We start from the raw sequence: 15,016 nt of genomic DNA, 5'->3' as shown, positions 1-15,016 counted from the left end.
CCCTCAGTCCAGATAGCCCCGCAGCTGGTCCGCGAAGGCGTGGTCGCGGAGTTTGTTCAGCGTCTTGGACTCGATCTGGCGGATGCGTTCCCGGGTCACCCCGAAGATGCGCCCTATCTCCTCCAGCGTGCGCGGGCGGCCGTCGGCGAGCCCGTAGCGCAGCTGGACGACCTTCCGCTCGCGTTCGCCGAGCGTGGAGAGCACCGCTTCCAGATGCTCCCTGAGCAGGAGGAACGCCGCCGACTCCACCGGTGAGGCCGCGTCGCCGTCCTCGATGAGGTCACCGAGGGCCACGTCGTCCTCCTCGCCGACGGGGGCGTGCAGAGAGACCGGTTCCTGGGCCAGGCGCTGCACCTCGCGGACCCGCTCGGGCGGCAGTTCGAGGTGGTCGGCGACCTCTTCCGGGGTCGGCTCGTAGCCGCGTTCCTGGAGCATGCGGCGCTGGACGCGGACGACACGGTTGATCAGCTCGACGACGTGGACCGGGACGCGGATGGTGCGGGCCTGGTCGGCGAGGGCGCGGGACATGGCCTGGCGGATCCACCAGGTGGCGTAGGTGGAGAACTTGTAGCCGCGGGCGTAGTCGAACTTCTCGACGGCCCTGATCAGGCCCAGGTTTCCTTCCTGGACCAGGTCGAGCATGGTCAGGCCGCGGCCGACGTAGCGTTTGGCGACGGAGACGACGAGCCGCAGGTTGGCCTCGATGAGGCGGCGCTTGGCCATCCGGCCCAGCACGACCAGCCGGTCCAGGTCCAGGGCCAACTGGCTGTCCAGGTCAGGGGTGTTGAGCAGCTTGTCCTCGGCGAACAGCCCGGCCTCGACCCGGCGGGCGAGCTCGACCTCCTCCGCCGCGGTGAGCAGCGGGATGCGGCCGATCTCGCGCAGGTACTGGCGGAACAGGTCCGAGGACGGGCCGGAGTTGTCGGCGCGGGTGGGGGGCGGGTCGACGGGCTCGGGGGCCTCGTCGTGCGCGATCTCCTCGGCGGGAGGCTCCGCGGCAGGTTCGGGCGGGCCCTCGGGCTCGGCCTCGGGATGGTGCACGACACGGTTCTGTGGGGGCACGGCGACGAGTACGTCGTCGGTCAGGGTCTGGGTCTGCACGGGGGCGACCTCCAGGATGATCGCTGCTGAGGTGTGCGGCAGCGGTACTTCGGGGGCGGAGTCGGCGGCCTCGCCGCTGTCCGTCCCGTACGCGATGAGCGGAACCGCGGGGGTGTGGGACCCGTTGGGGACGGATCGGCCGCGCTCCGAGGACTCAGGCACCGGAACCCAGTGTGGAGTACGACACATCGCTGCCACGAGGGGCGTGCGGTGACTTTTTGCGTCCGGTCCGTGACCGGTCGGTGATACCGCCCGCCTCAGAGGGCGGCCGCGCCCTGCTCACGCAGTGCCTGGTCGTACTGCTGGAGGATCCACAGTTCGTTCTGCACGGCGGTCAGTTGGGCGGGGTCGCTGTGGGAGCCGAGGCGGGTGAGGGTGGACTGGATGTCCCGGATGCGGCGCTCGACGGCCCGGCGGCGCACGGTCACGAGCTGGTCGCCCGCGTAGTTCTCGTCCACCGTCCTGCGCATGATCGCCTCGACCGCCAGCTCCGTCACCATCGCGCGGACGGTGTCGTCGGGGGCGGCCTCGCGGACCCGGACCAGGTACTCCTGCCCGTCCTGCATCCCGTACTCCGCGCCGCCCGCCTCCATGATCGCCTGGCGTACGGCGGCGTAGGGCGCGGCGGTGAACTCGTCGACGCCGTACGCGTCGAAGGCCGGGGAGACCAGCTCCGGGCGCTGGAGGGCGAGCTTGAGGAGCTCGCGTTCGGTGGCGTAGACGGGGTTGCGGAGGTTGAGGGCCGGGCCGCCGGCGGTGCGGCGCGGGGCCGCGTCGTACGGCTGCGCGCCGCCGCGGGCCGGGGCCGGGGCACCCTTGCCGCCGCGGTCGCGGGCCCAACGGGCCAGCTGCGCCACCCGCTTGACCACGAACTGGGTGTCCAGGATGCCGAGCATGCCGGCCAGCTGGACGGCGACCTCGTGCTGGGCGCCTGAGTTCTTGATGCGGGCGACGATCGGGGCGGCCTCGTCGAGGGCGGCGGCGCGGCCCGCGGGGGTGTCGAGGTCGTAGCGCACGACGATCTGGCGCAGCGCGAACTCGAAGAGCGGGGTGCGCGGTTCGACCAGGTCGGCAACCGCCTCGTCGCCCTTGGCCAGGCGCAGCTCGCACGGGTCCATGTTGTCCGGCGCGATCGCGATGTACGTCTCGGCGGCGAACTTCTGGTCGTCCTCGAAGGCGCGCAGGGCCGCCTTCTGGCCGGCCGCGTCGCCGTCGAAGGTGAAGATCACGCGCGCCGAGCCGTTGTCCATCAGGAGGCGCCTGAGGATCTTGATGTGGTCGCCGCCGAAGGCCGTACCGCAGGTCGCGATCGCGGTGGTGACCCCGGCGAGGTGGCAGGCCATGACGTCCGTGTAGCCCTCGACGACGACCGCGCGGCTGGACTTGGCGATGTCCTTCTTCGCAAGGTCGATGCCGTAGAGGACCTGGGACTTCCGGTAGATGGGCGTGTCGGGGGTGTTGAGGTACTTGGGGCCGTTGTCCGCCTCGTACAGCTTGCGGGCGCCGAAGCCGACGACCTCGCCGCCGATGTCGCGGATCGGCCACATCAGCCGGCCGCGGAAGCGGTCGATGGGGCCGCGGCGGCCCTCCTGGGAGAGACCGGAGAGGGTCAGTTCCTTGTCGGTGAAGCCCTTGCCGCGCAGATAGCGGGTGAGGTGGTCCCAGCCCTGGGGGCTGTAGCCGACGCCGAAGTGGACGGCGGCGGCCTGGTCGAAGCCGCGCTCGGCGAGGAAGATCCGGCCGGTGTCGGCCTCGGGGCTGGTGGCGAGCTGCTCCGCATACCACTGGGCGGCGACCTTGTGGGCCTCGACCAGCCGGATGCGTTCGCCGCGCTGGTGGGCGGGGTTGTAGCCGCCCTCCTCGTAACGCAGGGTGATGCCGGCCTGGGCGGCGAGGCGCTCGACCGCCTCGGAGAAGGAGAGGTGGTCGACCTTCATCACGAACGTGATGGTGTCGCCACCCTCCTGGCAGCCGAAGCAGTGGAAGAGTCCCTTGCTCGGGCTGACCTGGAAGGACGGCGACTTCTCGTCGTGGAACGGGCACAGGCCCTTGAGGTTGCCGCCGCCCGCGTTACGCAGCTGGAGGTACTCGGACACGACGGCGTCGATCGGGACCGCGTCCCGTACCGCCTTCACGTCCTCGTCGTTGATCCGTCCTGCCACGCATGAATTCTACGGGGGTGCGCCGACACTCCTGGTCCGCGGAAGGCTCAGGAGACGAGGCTGTCGAGCGGGACGTGCGGGTCCGCCAGCGCCTCCGAGTCCACCTGGGCCTGGGAGCGGATCAGCTGCTGGATGGGCTCTGTGACATCCCACACGTTCACGTTCATCCCGGCCAGCACCTTGCCCTCCTTGGTCCAGAAGGCGATGAACTCCCGCTTCCCGGCGTCCCCGCGGATCACCACCTCGTCGTACGACCCGGGAGGCGCCCAGCCGCTGTACTCCATCCCCAGGTCGTACTGGTCGGAGAAGAAGTAGGGCATGCGGTCGTAGGTGACGTCCTTGCCGAGCATCGCCCGGGCCGCCGCCGGGCCGCCGTTGAGCGCGTTGGCCCAGTGGTCGACGCGCAGCCGGGTGCCGAAGAGGGGGTGGGGGAAGGAGGCGACGTCGCCGGCCGCGTAGATGTCGGGGTCGGAGGTGCGCAGCCGGCCGTCGACCGCGATGCCGCCGCCGTGCGCGCGGTCGGCGAGTGCCAGGCCCGCCCCCTCCGCGAGGGAGATCCGTGGGGCCGCGCCGATCGCCGCGAGGACGCCGTGCGCCGGGTACTCCTCGCCGTCGTCGGTGCGGGCGGCGAGGACCATGCCGTCCTGGCCGACGATCTCCGTGAGGCGGACGCCGAAGTGGAAGCGGACGCCGTGCTCGCGGTGCAGCTCGGCGAAGAGGTTGCCGAGCTCGGGGCCGAGGACGCCGTGCAGCGGGGTCGGCTTGGGTGCGATGACGGTGACCTCGGCGCCGTACTCGCGGGCCGCCGCCGCGACCTCCAGGCCGATCCAGCCGGCGCCCGCGATCACGAGGTGGCCGTTGTCGCGGCCGAGGGAGGTGAGGACGCCCTTGAGGCGTTCGGCGTGGGCGAGCCGGCGCAGATGGTGGACGCCGGCCAGGTCGGTGCCCGGGATGTCCAGGCGGCGGGGCTCGGCACCGGTGACGATGAGCAGCTTGTCGTAGTGGACGAGGGTGCCGTCCTCGCCGAAGCGGACCGTCTTCGCGGCCCGGTCGACGGCGTCGACGGTCTGGCCGAGGTGCAGCTCGATGTCGTTCTGCGCGTACCAGGCGGGCTCGTGCACGAAGACGCTGTCGCGTTCCTCCTTGCCGAGCAGATAGCCCTTGGACAGGGGCGGGCGCTCGTAGGGGTGGTCGCGTTCGTCGCAGATCAGTATCACGCGGCCGGTGAAGCCCTCCGTCCTGAGCGTCTCGGCCGCCTTGGCTCCGGCCAGGCCGCCTCCGACGATGACGAATGTCTGATCCGCGTCGACCACTTGATGCCTCCTACAGGGGGTCTGGGGGGTGTCCCCCCGGAAAACACTGCGGGTGCCGCCACATGCGAGCGTCCCGCACGCAGCGTGATGCGGGAAGAGGGGGTGACCCGATCAGGCCACGCAGGGTCACCTTCGAGTGCCCTTCCGCCTCAGGGGTGAACTCCGGTCACCTCCCGCGTGGTGCCGTCAGCCGGGCGTGCAGGGAGCGGGCCGAGGCGTCCGTCAGGGAGGCGATCTGGTCGACGATCACCCGTTTGCGGGCGCGGTCGTCGCCCGCCTGGTCGAACAGCGCGCGGAACTGGGGCTCCAGACCGGCCGGGGCGCGGGCGGTGAGCGCCTCGGCCAGTTCGGCGACCACGATCCGCTGGTCGGCGCGGAGCAGCTCCTGCTCGGCGCGCTGCATGACGTAACGGTCGGCGACCGCCTTGAGGACCGCGCACTCCAGGCGGACCTCGCGGGGGACGACGAGCTCGGCGGCGTACCGCGTGAGCCGTCCGCTGCCGTAGGCCGTACGGGTGGCGGCCTCGGCGGCCAGGCAGAAGCGGCCGATGAGCTGGCTGGTGGCGTCCTTCAGGCGGGCCTGGGCGACCGCCGAGCCGTCGTAGCCGTGCGGCCACCACTCCTCGTCCTGGAGCCGGTCCAGGGCGTCGGCGAGTTCGGCGGGGTCGGTGTCCGCGGGTACGTACCGGCCGACGGCGACCGCGAAGACCTCCTGGCGCTCGGGCTCGGCGTGCAGGCAGCCGGGGTCGATGTGACCGGCGTGCAGACCGTCCTCCACGTCGTGCACCGAGTACGCCACGTCGTCCGCCCAGTCCATGACCTGGGCCTCGAAGCAGGTGCGCGTGCCGGGGGCGTCCTTGCGGACCCAGTCGAAGACCGGGCGGTCGTCTTCGTAGACACCGAACTTCGGGGAGGCGGGGTCGGTGGGGTGGGCGCCGCGCGGCCAGGGGTACTTGGTGGCGGCGTCCAGGGCGGCACGGGTGAGGTTGAGGCCGACGGAGCCTTCGGCGGTGAAGCGCTTGGGCTCGATGCGGGTGAGGAGCCTGAGCGACTGGGCGTTGCCCTCGAAGCCGCCGCAGTCGGCCGCGAACTCGTTCAGCGCCTGTTCGCCGTTGTGCCCGAAGGGCGGGTGGCCCAGGTCGTGGGAGAGGCAGGCCGCCTCGACGAGGTCGGGGTCGCAGCCGAGGGCGGCGCCGAGTTCACGGCCCACCTGGGCGCATTCGAGGGAGTGGGTGAGCCGGGTGCGGGGGCTGGCGTCCCAGACCTGACTGCGCGTGCCGGGCGTGACCACCTGGGTCTTGCCGGCGAGTCTCCTGAGCGCGGCGGAGTGCAGGACCCGGGCGCGGTCGCGTTGGAAGGCGGTGCGGCCCGGGCGTTTGTCGGGTTCGGGAGCCCAGCGCTCGACGGCCGGTTCCTGGTAACCGGCGGGCAGTACACGGTTCTCGTACGCCTGAGGTGGTGCGGTGCCTTCCATGCCTCGACATTAAGCGCCCGCAGTGACAATCGGGACGTCTGCGTCCGTTTCAGGCCGGGATCCGCGTGGGGTTCGCGTTCACGCCGGGATCCGCGTGGGCTTCATGTTCAGGCCGGGATCCGCGCGGGCTTCACGACCGCTGCCGGGGTCGCGACGGTCTGGTCATAGCGGTGCAGGATCAGGCGGGCCATCGCCGGGTGGGCGCCGAGCGGGGCGGAGGCGAGCCAGGGGGCGGCTTCGGCGCTCTGGGTGGCGAAGCGGCCGGGGGCGGTGAAGTACGCGGCCACGGCGACACGGCGGCGGCCGCGCGCGGCCATCGCGCGCAGTGCGGTGGGGACGTCGGGCGCGGCGGCGGAGGCGTACGCGGGCAGCACCGGGACGCCGAGGCGTTCGGCCAGGAGCTGGGCCGTACGGCGGGTGTCGACCGCCGACTGGGGGTCGCGGGAGCCGGCCGCGGCCAGCACCACGCCGCTCGCGCGGCGCTCGGCCTCGCTCATCCGGGTCCGCCAGCCTGCCTCGACCAGGCGTTCGTACAGGGTTTCGACGAGCAGCGGGTGCGGGCCGAGCGGGGCGGCCACCCGCGTGTGCACCCGTGCGGCGGCGGCCATCTCCGGGATGTCCTGCTTGACGTGGTAGCCGCGGCCGAGCAGCAGCGGCACGAGCACGGCGTCGGGGACTTCCCGCGCGTCCAGAGCGGCGAGCGTGTCGGTCAGCAGGGGCTCGTTCAGCTCGATGTGACCGAGGTGCACGGGCAGTCCGGGGCGCAGCTCGCGGACCCGGTCGAGGAGCGTGCGGATCGCGGCCAGGGCGCGCGGGTCGCGGCTGCCGTGCGCCACCAGGACGAGCGCGGGCGGGCCGGGGCGCCGCCTGCCGTCGAGGGAGACGAGGCTGAGCTGGCTGGCGAGCTGGGTGCCGATCCGGTTCATGAGGTGCGCCGTACTGTCGAGGTGGGCGCCACCGGGCAGCTGGCTGCCGGGGCGGCGGTGGTCGGACTCGTCGGGGAGGGAGAGCGACGCCGTCATGAACCGATCGTGACGGTACGAGGTTGCCTCCCCGTTGCGCGGGAATGACGGGTCTTTTCCGCGGGTTCACGGTGGGGTGCACGGGGTGTGTGAGGTGCCGTGACCTGCGGTGACGTCGATGAAAGTGAGTCCCGTCACCTTTTCGGTGGCGAAACCGGATCACCGTACGCTGCGTCCTCCATGGTCGAGACCGGCCGCGGCACCCCGCCGTGGCCACCTGGGGAGGACCGTCCGATGCGCCGACCGAAACTGCGCGGGCCGAAGCCGCGCAGACCGCGCCTGCCGCGCACCCGTGCGGGGTGGCGGCGACTGGTGCAGGTGGTGATGGCCGGGTGCGTGCTCGCGCTGCTCCCGGCGACCTGGATGTACGTCGTGACCGGCGACCGCCTGCGCACCACGGCCGACGCGCCCCGCACCGACGTCGCGGTCGTCTTCGGCGCGGGCCTGTGGGACGGCGAGCCGTCGCCGTACCTCGCGCACCGCCTCGACGCGGCGGCCACGCTGTACCGCGAGGGCCGCATCAAGGTCGTCCTCGTCACCGGCGACAACAGCCGCGAGGACTACGACGAGCCCGACGCGATGCGCGCCTACCTGACGAAGCGCGGGGTGCCCGACGGGCGGATCGTCAGCGACTACGCGGGCTTCGACACCTGGGACTCCTGCGTCCGCGCGAAGAAGATCTTCGGCGTGGACCGGGCCGTACTGATCAGCCAGGGCTTCCACATCCGGCGGGCGGTCGCACTGTGCCAGGCTGCGGGCGTCGAGTCCTACGGCGTCGGCGTCGACGCCAAGCACGACGTGACCTGGTACTACGGGAGCGCCCGGGAGGTCTTCGCGGCGGGCAAGGCGGCGCTGGACGCGCTGTTCGAGCCGGACCCCCGGTTCCTCGGGCCGAAGGAAACGGGGGTGACCCGGGCGCTGGCCGCTTCCCGGTGAAGCGGGGGCGGGCCTCTCGGCGGGTGCCGCGCGCCTCACGCCGGAGCGGCGGCGATGGGGAGGTCACCGCCGCTCCCCCGTAACAGGACACCGCACGGCACGTAACACGGCCGAAGCACGCTGAACGGTATGCAGACCGCCTCGACGCCCACCCACTGCCCGTACTGCGCCCTGCAGTGCGGGATGAACCTGTCGCCCCTGCCAAAGGGTGGCGTCGAGGTGTCGGAGCGCGCAGACTTCCCGGTGAACCGGGGCGCGCTCTGCGGCAAGGGCCGTACGGCTCCGGCGGTGCTCTCGTCCCGGGTGCGCCTGACCTCCCCGTTGGTGCGCTCCAAGGGCACGCTCGTGCCCGCCACCTGGGACGAGGCACTCGACCGGATCGCCGGCGCCCTCACCGACGCGCGAGCCGCACACGGGCCCGACGCGCTCGGTGTCTTCGGCGGGGGCGGGCTGACGAACGAGAAGGCGTACACGCTCGGCAAGTTCGCCCGGGTGGTCCTCGGGACCTCCCAGATCGACTACAACGGCCGCTTCTGCATGTCGTCGGCGGCGGCCGCGGGCACGAAGGCGTTCGGCCTCGACCGGGGGCTGCCCTTCCCGCTGGAGGACATCCCGAAGACGGGGTGCGTGATCCTCGTCGGCTCCAACCTCGCGGAGACGATGCCGCCCGCGCTGCGCTACCTCAGCGAGCTCCGCGACAACGGCGGCACGCTGATCGTCATCGACCCGCGCCGGACGAAGACCGCCGAGCAGGCCGACCTGCACCTGGCGCCACGGCCGGGGACGGATCTGGCGCTGGCGCTGGGGCTGCTGCACCTGGTGGTGGCCGAGGGGCGCGTGGACGAGGCCTACGTCCAGCAGCGTACGGCCGGCTGGGAGGACGCCCGGGCGGCGGCGATGGCCCACTGGCCCGAGTACGTGGAACGGATCACGGGGGTGTCCGTTCCCCAACTTCGCGAAGCCGTACGGCTGTTCTGCGAGCCCGAGGCCGCGATGGTGCTCACCGCCCGCGGACCCGAGCAGCAGTCCAAGGGCACCGACACCGTGGGCGCCTGGATCAACCTGTGCCTGGCGACCGGCCGTGCGGGCCGGCCGCTGTCCGGGTACGGCTGCCTGACCGGGCAGGGAAACGGGCAGGGCGGGCGCGAACACGGCCAGAAGGCCGACCAGTTGCCCGGCTACCGCAAGCTGACGGACCCGGCGGCGCGGCGGCATGTGGCCGAGGTGTGGGGCGTCGCCCCGGACAGCCTTCCGGGGCCGGGGCGCAGTGCGTACGAGCTGCTGGACGCGTTGGGGACGGACATCCGGACGCTGCTGCTGATGGGCTCCAACCCGGTCGTGTCCGCCCCGCACGCCGGGCACATCGAGGAGCGGCTGCGGTCGCTGGACTTCCTCGCGGTGGCCGACGTGGTGCTGTCGGAGACGGCGGAGCTGGCCGACGTGGTCCTGCCGGTCACACAGTGGGCGGAGGAGACGGGCACGACCACGAACCTGGAAGGCCGGGTACTGCTGCGCCGGCAGGCGATCACCCCGCCCGACGGCGTCCGCAGCGACCTCGAGGTCCTGCACGAACTGGCCGCCCGCCTGGGCGTGGAGAAGGGCTTCCCGACCGACCCCGAGGAGGTCTTCGAGGAGCTGCGGCGGGCGAGCGCGGGCGGGCCCGCGGACTACTCCGGGATCACGTATCGGAGGCTGGTGGAGGAGGACGGGGTGTTCTGGCCTTGTCCGGCGGGGGTCGGGGCGGACGAGGGCGAGGACGCCGTACTCGACGTACTGCCGGAGGATCCGGCACAGGACGGTCCCGCCGGCCCCCTGCACCCGGGCACGCCCCGCCTCTTCCTCGACCGGTTCGCCACCGAGGACGGCCGCGCCCGGTTCGTCGCCGTCTCGCACCGGGCGGCCGCCGAGGAGCCCGACGCCGAGTACCCGGTGCTGCTGACCACCGGGCGGGTCGTCGCCCAGTACCAGTCGGGCGCCCAGACCCGGCGCGTGGACGAGCTGAACACCGCCGCCCCCGGCCCGTTCGTGGAACTGCACCCCCGGCTGGCGGAGCGGCTCGGCGCGGCCGAGGGCGACCCGGTGGCCGTCGTGTCCCGGCGAGGGCGAGCAGTGGCACCGGCGCGGATCACGAGCACCATCCGCCCGGACACCGTCTTCATGCCCTTCCACTGGCCGGGCGAGGGCCGCGCCAACACCCTGACCAACCCGGCGCTGGACCCGACCTCGCGGATGCCGGAGTTCAAGACGTGCGCGGTGCGGCTGGAAGCCGTGAAGTCGTAGATACGGGGAGGCCGGGCATCCGGGGAAGCTGGGCAACGGTCGCCGGACTACGCCGCGTTGCCCCTGGAATCACGCTGAATCGCGGGCGGCAGGCTCACCGCCGCGTGAGCCAGTCACCGCCCTCGATGGGCTTCCCCCGGGCCCGCAGCCGCACCGCGACAGCGGGGGCGGCGACGTACACCCAGGCGCGTACGGCCACGCCGTCGGCGACGCGGACGACCTCGCGCTCGACGCGTTCGTAGAGATTGCGCGGATCGCCAGGGACGTACTCCTCCAGCCGGTCGAGGTCGACGAGCAGCTCGGCGTACGCGTCCGGCAGCGCGGTGACGAGCTCCCCGCGCACGCCCCCGCCTCCGCTCCCGTCCCCGTTTCCGCCGCTGTACTCCTCCACGGCGTACGGATAGCCGGGACCGTCGTAGAGCACCGCGCCCGCGAGTCGGGCCGGGTCCTCGGACCGCGTCCGGCCGCGCAGGAAGACGTCGTGATTGACCTCGCCGGGCCGGAGAGTCCCGTAGACGAAGAACGGAAGTTGCACTCGCGCTCGCACTCTCGCCCTCACTCGCACTCTCACCTGCACATCTGCGCTACCGAAGCATTGCAGAAACGATTCTCACCCCTCACACCTCTCCGTGTAGGGCCTATGGACATGACATGTCATGGCCCCTTAAATCTTGGTCAACATCCCGCGCCGCCCCCCACGCGCCCGATGGCGCCTTCCCTAGGAGACCGATGAGTCGGATACGGCAGCACGTCAGCACGGTTCACAGGTCCCGCCGTCTCGCCACCGCCGGCGTGGCCGCCACCACGGCCACCTTGCTGGCCGCCGCGCTCTCCCCCGCCGCCGACGCGGCCGACAGGCCGACCCGGGCCACCGCGATCGACAACGCCGCGTCGGCCGTCGCGGACCACGCGAGCGCCCTCGGCCTCACCTCCCTCCAGGGCACGACCGTCCGGGACGTGGTCGTCGACAAGGACGGCACCCAGCACGTCCGCTACGACCGCACCTACCGCGAACTCCCCGTCCTGGGCGGCGACTTCATCGTCCACCTCGCCTCCGACGGCACCTACCGCAGCGCGAACAGGGCGACGAGGACCACGGTCTCCCTCGCCTCGATCGTCCCCTCCCTCTCCGCCCCGAAGGCGGCCGACGTCGCGGTGAACGCGCTGCGCGCCGCGAACCTCGGCGAGACCCTGAAGAAGATCACCGCCAAGCCGCAGCTGGTCGTCGACGCGCTCCACGGCACCCCGAAGCTCGCCTGGCGCACCAACGCGGTCGCCCTGGACTCACTCGGCAACCCGGTCGCCCGCACGGTGCTGACCGACGCCCGCACCGGCGCCCAGATCGACGCCTGGGACGACATCGAGACGGCGACGGGCGACGGGCAGTCGCTGTACAGCGGCACGGTGCCGCTGGAGACAACGCTGTCGGGATCGACGTACCAGATGACGGACGCGACGCGCGGGAGCACGTACACGGGTGACGCCGCGAACAAGACGGACCTGTGCATCCTCGGCATCTGCATCAGCCGGGCGCCGTCGACGGTGTTCACGGACACGGACAACCACTGGGGTACGGGGGCCGCTTCCGACCGCTCCTCGGCCGCGGTGGACGCCCAGTACGGCACGAACGAGACGTGGGACTACTACAAGAACGTCCACGGCCGGAACGGCATCGCGGGCGACGGCAAGGGCTCCTACAACCGCGTCCACTACGGCAACAGCTACAACAACGCCTTCTGGGACGACACCTGCTTCTGCATGACGTACGGCGACGGTGACGGGACCACCTTCGGTCCGCTGGTCGCCCTGGACGTGGCCGGCCACGAGATGACGCACGGCGTGACGTCGAAGACGGCGGCGCTGACCTACTCCGGCGAGTCGGGCGGCCTGAACGAGGCGACCTCCGACATCTTCGGCACGCTGGTGGAGTGGTACGCCAACAACTCGTCGGACGCCGGCGACTATCTGATCGGCGAGAAGGTCGTCCGCTCCGGCTTCGGCAAGGCGGCCCTCCGTTTCATGGACCAGCCCTCGAAGGACGGCAATTCGGCGAACTGCTGGAGCTCGTCGGTCGGCAACCTCGACGTCCACTACTCGTCGGGCGTCGCGAACCACTTCGCGTACCTCCTGGCGGAGGGCAGCGGCGCGAAGACGATCAACGGCGTGAGCTACAACTCGCCTACGTGTAACGGCTCTACGGTGACGGGGATCGGCCGGGACAAGCTGGGCAAGATCTGGTACCGGGCGCTGACGGTCTACATGACGTCCTCGACGAACTACGCCGGGGCGCGCACGGCGACGCTGAACGCGGCGAAGGATCTGTACGGCGCGGGGAGCACGGAGTACGCGGCGGTGGCTGCGGCATGGAGTGCGGTGAGCGTGGGCTGATCACCGTTCACTGATCGCTGACCACTGTTCGGTCGGCTGCGATACGACCGCCTCGGGCATTGTCAGGACCGGGGCGGTCTTCGCGTCCGGGGCTGGCCTGCGGGCCAGTTCCTGGGCGACGCCAGCCGTTTCGGTGAGGCGGGCCGTCGTCGGGGCGCGCGGAAGACAGCTGCGGTCACCCCGGAAGCGCCTCGGCCTCCGGGTCGGGTGAGGCCTCCAGCATCCAGTGCCGCATGACGGCGTGGATGTCGTCCACGCCGGCGCCATTGATGGCCGCGTCGAAATCACCCCGCCGCTCCTCCGAGAGGGCCGCGCGGATGGCAGCGATGCTGTTGGGGACTTCGACCTCGCTGCCGTTGACGAACGTCTTCCGTGCAACGTCCAGCTCACACCAGACCGCCTTACCGACGGCCAGCTCGCACACCCCCCACCGGTCGGCGACCTCCCCCACGATGAGCAGCCCGCGCCCGAACACGTCACCCTCCTCCGCCACGCGCAGGCTCGGCAGTAACTCACCCTTCGGGTCGGACACGGAGATGCGTACTGCTCGCTCGGTGAGGGTGAGTTCGACACGGAAGAGACGGTCACGGAGACAGCCGTGGAGTACGGCGTTCCCGCCCAGCTCGGAGACCAGGAGGGCGGTGTCGGCGGCGAGTTCGGGGTGGCCCCAGTCGGTGAGGAGGCGATGGGCGCGGCGACGGGCGAGGGTGACGCTTTTGGGGAGGGGGCGGTAGTCGAGGCGGTCGTGGTGGATGGGGGGCTGATCGGGGGCTGTGGGCTCGGTGGGGTCTGCGGGCCCTGCGGGCTCTGCGGGGGCGACCATGTCGCGCACCTCCGGGCAGGAAGTGAGCAGCGCCAAGCTTCAACCGGCGCCGCTCTGCAATCAGTTCATGACGGACGGTAGTGATGAAGTCGCGATCCATTCAACCTCTACCCGGAAGATATCCACCGAACGTGTTGCGAGCGCTGCCCCCGCACAGCAGACTGACCCCCGCACAGCCCTGAAGGAGCAGCAAAGTGACCATCAGTCAGGCACGCCAAGGGAACAGCACAACCAGCGTCCTGGGGCGCAGGTTGGGGGCGGAACTCCTCAGGCTGCGCACTACGGCCGGCCTCACCCAACCGCAAGCCGCGAAGGTCCTCTCCGCTTCAACTGCGAAGATCGCCAAGATGGAGGGCGGCTGGGTGCCCGTACGCGACCCGGACATCCGCGCCCTGTGCGAGCTGTACGGTGTGAACGACCCCGGCATCGTCGGCAGTCTCCTGGAACTGGCACGGGTCGACCGCGAGCGCCGTAAGGCCAAGGGCTGGTGGGACGAATACACCATCCCTGGAGTCATGCAGGAGTACATCGCCCTGGAGAGCGCGGCGACCACAATCAAGGCTTGGCAGCCCGCTTTCATCCCCGGACTCCTTCAAACTCCGGACTACGTACGAGCTTTGCGGGGAAACCCGGCGGCTCAGGCGACCAAGAGCCCAGGCTCGGACGAGGAGTTCGTCGCGGCACGGTTGGCTCGCAGACGTCGCCTCTCGGAGGAACCGCTGCTCTCGCTGCGGCTGGTCATCTACGAAGCAGCGCTCCGCAACTTCCCCGGCGGCGCGGCGACCTCCGAAGGACAGATCAACGAACTCATGAGGATGGCCGACCTACCGAACCTCAGCCTCCGCATCTTCCCTTTCAGCGCTGGCACGCACCCAGGCCTGCACGGCTCGTTCAACATCCTCTCGTTCGCCACCCCAGGGGCCATGGACGTCGTGTACGTGGAAGCTCCCTTCGCCGAGCGATGGGTGGAGGGTGGAGAGGCCACGGCCGCCTACGATGAGTTGTTCGAGAGGATCGCCGAACGTTCCCTCGACGAAAGGGAGTCGGTGTCGTTTCTCCACAACCTACGCAAGGGGCTGTGAACCATGTCTGAGTTCGAGTACCGCAAGTCCAGCCGCAGCGACGACAAGGCCGAATGCGTCGAGGTCGCCACCAACATCCCCACCACCGTCGCCATACGCGACTCCAAAAACCCCACCGGCCAGCCCCTCCACGTCCGCCCGACCACGTGGGCAACCTTCCAGGCGGCCCTTAGCAAGGGAGAGCTTCATTGATCCGAAACTCGAACGGTTCTATTTGAGGATGTAGGATGTGCAGTCCGCCGAAGTCGCCGCGGATGATGTGGGCTGGCGAGAACCTGCGGGTTTCGGCGGCGAGCTGGGTCTGATCGCGGGCCGGCTGTGCATCCGCAGACTCCGTTTCCTGACTTCGGCGTTTCGGGGTCTGGATCTGTGTCGGGACCGGTGACGCGGTCCGTCCGGGCTGGTACGCCGGAGGTATGCGGTATCCGGACGGGG

General features: G+C 71.1%; 12 protein-coding genes and 1 pseudogene. 5 read left to right on the top strand and 8 right to left on the bottom strand.

The window, feature by feature from the left end:
• Positions 1-3: 3 nt before the first annotated feature.
• The 5 genes from ABT114_RS44035 to ABT114_RS44015 all read right to left on the bottom strand — a co-directional run bounded on the left by ABT114_RS44035 (position 4) and on the right by ABT114_RS44015 (position 6,976).
• A complete protein-coding gene (locus tag ABT114_RS44035; RefSeq protein ID WP_351151091.1) occupies positions 4-1,263 on the bottom strand; it encodes an RNA polymerase sigma factor in 1,260 nt (419 codons plus the stop codon).
• 95 nt (positions 1,264-1,358) lie between these two features.
• On the bottom strand, positions 1,359-3,263 hold the full coding sequence (gene dnaG / locus ABT114_RS44030) for a DNA primase (protein ID WP_351151088.1): 1,905 nt from the start codon (positions 3,261-3,263) through the stop codon (positions 1,359-1,361).
• Positions 3,264-3,310: 47 nt separating this feature from the next.
• Positions 3,311-4,576, bottom strand: coding sequence for an NAD(P)/FAD-dependent oxidoreductase (locus ABT114_RS44025; RefSeq protein ID WP_351151085.1), 1,266 nt, complete (start codon positions 4,574-4,576; stop codon positions 3,311-3,313).
• A 166-nt stretch (positions 4,577-4,742) separates the two neighbouring features.
• Entirely contained in the window at positions 4,743-6,050 is a 1,308-nt protein-coding gene (locus ABT114_RS44020; RefSeq protein ID WP_351151082.1) for a deoxyguanosinetriphosphate triphosphohydrolase, read from the bottom strand.
• A gap of 107 nt (positions 6,051-6,157) precedes the next feature.
• Positions 6,158-6,976 (bottom strand): sirohydrochlorin chelatase, encoded by an 819-nt coding sequence (locus ABT114_RS44015; RefSeq protein ID WP_502988504.1) that lies wholly within the window; start codon positions 6,974-6,976, stop codon positions 6,158-6,160.
• Between the two features lie 330 nt (positions 6,977-7,306).
• Here ABT114_RS44015 and ABT114_RS44010 point away from each other — a divergent pair, with 330 nt between their 5' ends.
• Both ABT114_RS44010 and ABT114_RS44005 read left to right on the top strand, forming a co-directional pair.
• Positions 7,307-8,008 carry a SanA/YdcF family protein gene (locus ABT114_RS44010; protein ID WP_351151078.1) on the top strand — a complete coding sequence of 234 codons (702 nt, stop codon included), beginning with the start codon at positions 7,307-7,309 and terminating at the stop codon, positions 8,006-8,008.
• A gap of 129 nt (positions 8,009-8,137) precedes the next feature.
• The gene (locus ABT114_RS44005; RefSeq protein WP_351151074.1) at positions 8,138-10,288 is read left to right on the top strand and encodes a molybdopterin oxidoreductase family protein; all 2,151 of its coding nucleotides are present in this window, start codon (positions 8,138-8,140) and stop codon (positions 10,286-10,288) included.
• A gap of 94 nt (positions 10,289-10,382) precedes the next feature.
• Here the strand turns inward: ABT114_RS44005 and ABT114_RS44000 are convergent, their stop codons facing one another.
• On the bottom strand, positions 10,383-10,823 hold the full coding sequence (locus tag ABT114_RS44000; RefSeq protein WP_351151071.1) for a gamma-glutamylcyclotransferase family protein: 441 nt from the start codon (positions 10,821-10,823) through the stop codon (positions 10,383-10,385).
• Positions 10,824-11,017: 194 nt separating this feature from the next.
• Here ABT114_RS44000 and ABT114_RS43995 point away from each other — a divergent pair, with 194 nt between their 5' ends.
• Positions 11,018-12,676, top strand: a complete 1,659-nt coding sequence (locus tag ABT114_RS43995; protein ID WP_351151068.1) for a M4 family metallopeptidase — start codon at positions 11,018-11,020, stop codon at positions 12,674-12,676.
• A 175-nt stretch (positions 12,677-12,851) separates the two neighbouring features.
• On the opposite strand, the gene ABT114_RS43990 is transcribed toward ABT114_RS43995, so the two are convergent.
• Together ABT114_RS43990 and ABT114_RS43985 are read right to left on the bottom strand one after the other, a co-directional pair.
• Positions 12,852-13,061, bottom strand: a complete 210-nt coding sequence (locus ABT114_RS43990; RefSeq protein ID WP_351151226.1) for a hypothetical protein — start codon at positions 13,059-13,061, stop codon at positions 12,852-12,854.
• 54 nt (positions 13,062-13,115) lie between these two features.
• Positions 13,116-13,499: pseudogene (locus tag ABT114_RS43985) on the bottom strand (ATP-binding protein); the annotation flags it as partial.
• A gap of 194 nt (positions 13,500-13,693) precedes the next feature.
• Between ABT114_RS43985 and ABT114_RS43980 the strand changes: the two are divergent.
• Together ABT114_RS43980 and ABT114_RS43975 are read left to right on the top strand one after the other, a co-directional pair.
• Entirely contained in the window at positions 13,694-14,581 is an 888-nt protein-coding gene (locus ABT114_RS43980) for a helix-turn-helix domain-containing protein (RefSeq protein ID WP_351151066.1), read from the top strand.
• 3 nt (positions 14,582-14,584) lie between these two features.
• Entirely contained in the window at positions 14,585-14,773 is a 189-nt protein-coding gene (locus tag ABT114_RS43975) for a DUF397 domain-containing protein (RefSeq protein ID WP_351151064.1), read from the top strand.
• Positions 14,774-15,016: the final 243 nt, after the last annotated feature.

Source organism: Streptomyces sp. NPDC002088, from assembly GCF_040296605.1.
GTDB lineage: Bacteria > Actinomycetota > Actinomycetes > Streptomycetales > Streptomycetaceae > Streptomyces.
Note: the sequence above shows the minus strand (reverse complement) of the source record. Positions and strands in the feature narration are given on the sequence as shown.

Excerpts from the sequence above, each read along its gene's own strand:
- ABT114_RS43995 (WP_351151068.1), top strand. The coding sequence starts at position 11,018 with ATGAGTCGGATACGGCAGCACGTCAGCACGGTTCACAGGTCCCGCCGT.
- ABT114_RS44005 (WP_351151074.1), top strand. The coding sequence starts at position 8,138 with ATGCAGACCGCCTCGACGCCCACCCACTGCCCGTACTGCGCCCTGCAG.
- ABT114_RS43975 (WP_351151064.1), top strand. The coding sequence starts at position 14,585 with ATGTCTGAGTTCGAGTACCGCAAGTCCAGCCGCAGCGACGACAAGGCC.
- ABT114_RS44015 (WP_502988504.1), bottom strand. The coding sequence starts at position 6,976 with ATGAACCGGATCGGCACCCAGCTCGCCAGCCAGCTCAGCCTCGTCTCC.
- ABT114_RS44010 (WP_351151078.1), top strand. The coding sequence starts at position 7,307 with ATGCGCCGACCGAAACTGCGCGGGCCGAAGCCGCGCAGACCGCGCCTG.
- ABT114_RS44020 (WP_351151082.1), bottom strand. The coding sequence starts at position 6,050 with ATGGAAGGCACCGCACCACCTCAGGCGTACGAGAACCGTGTACTGCCC.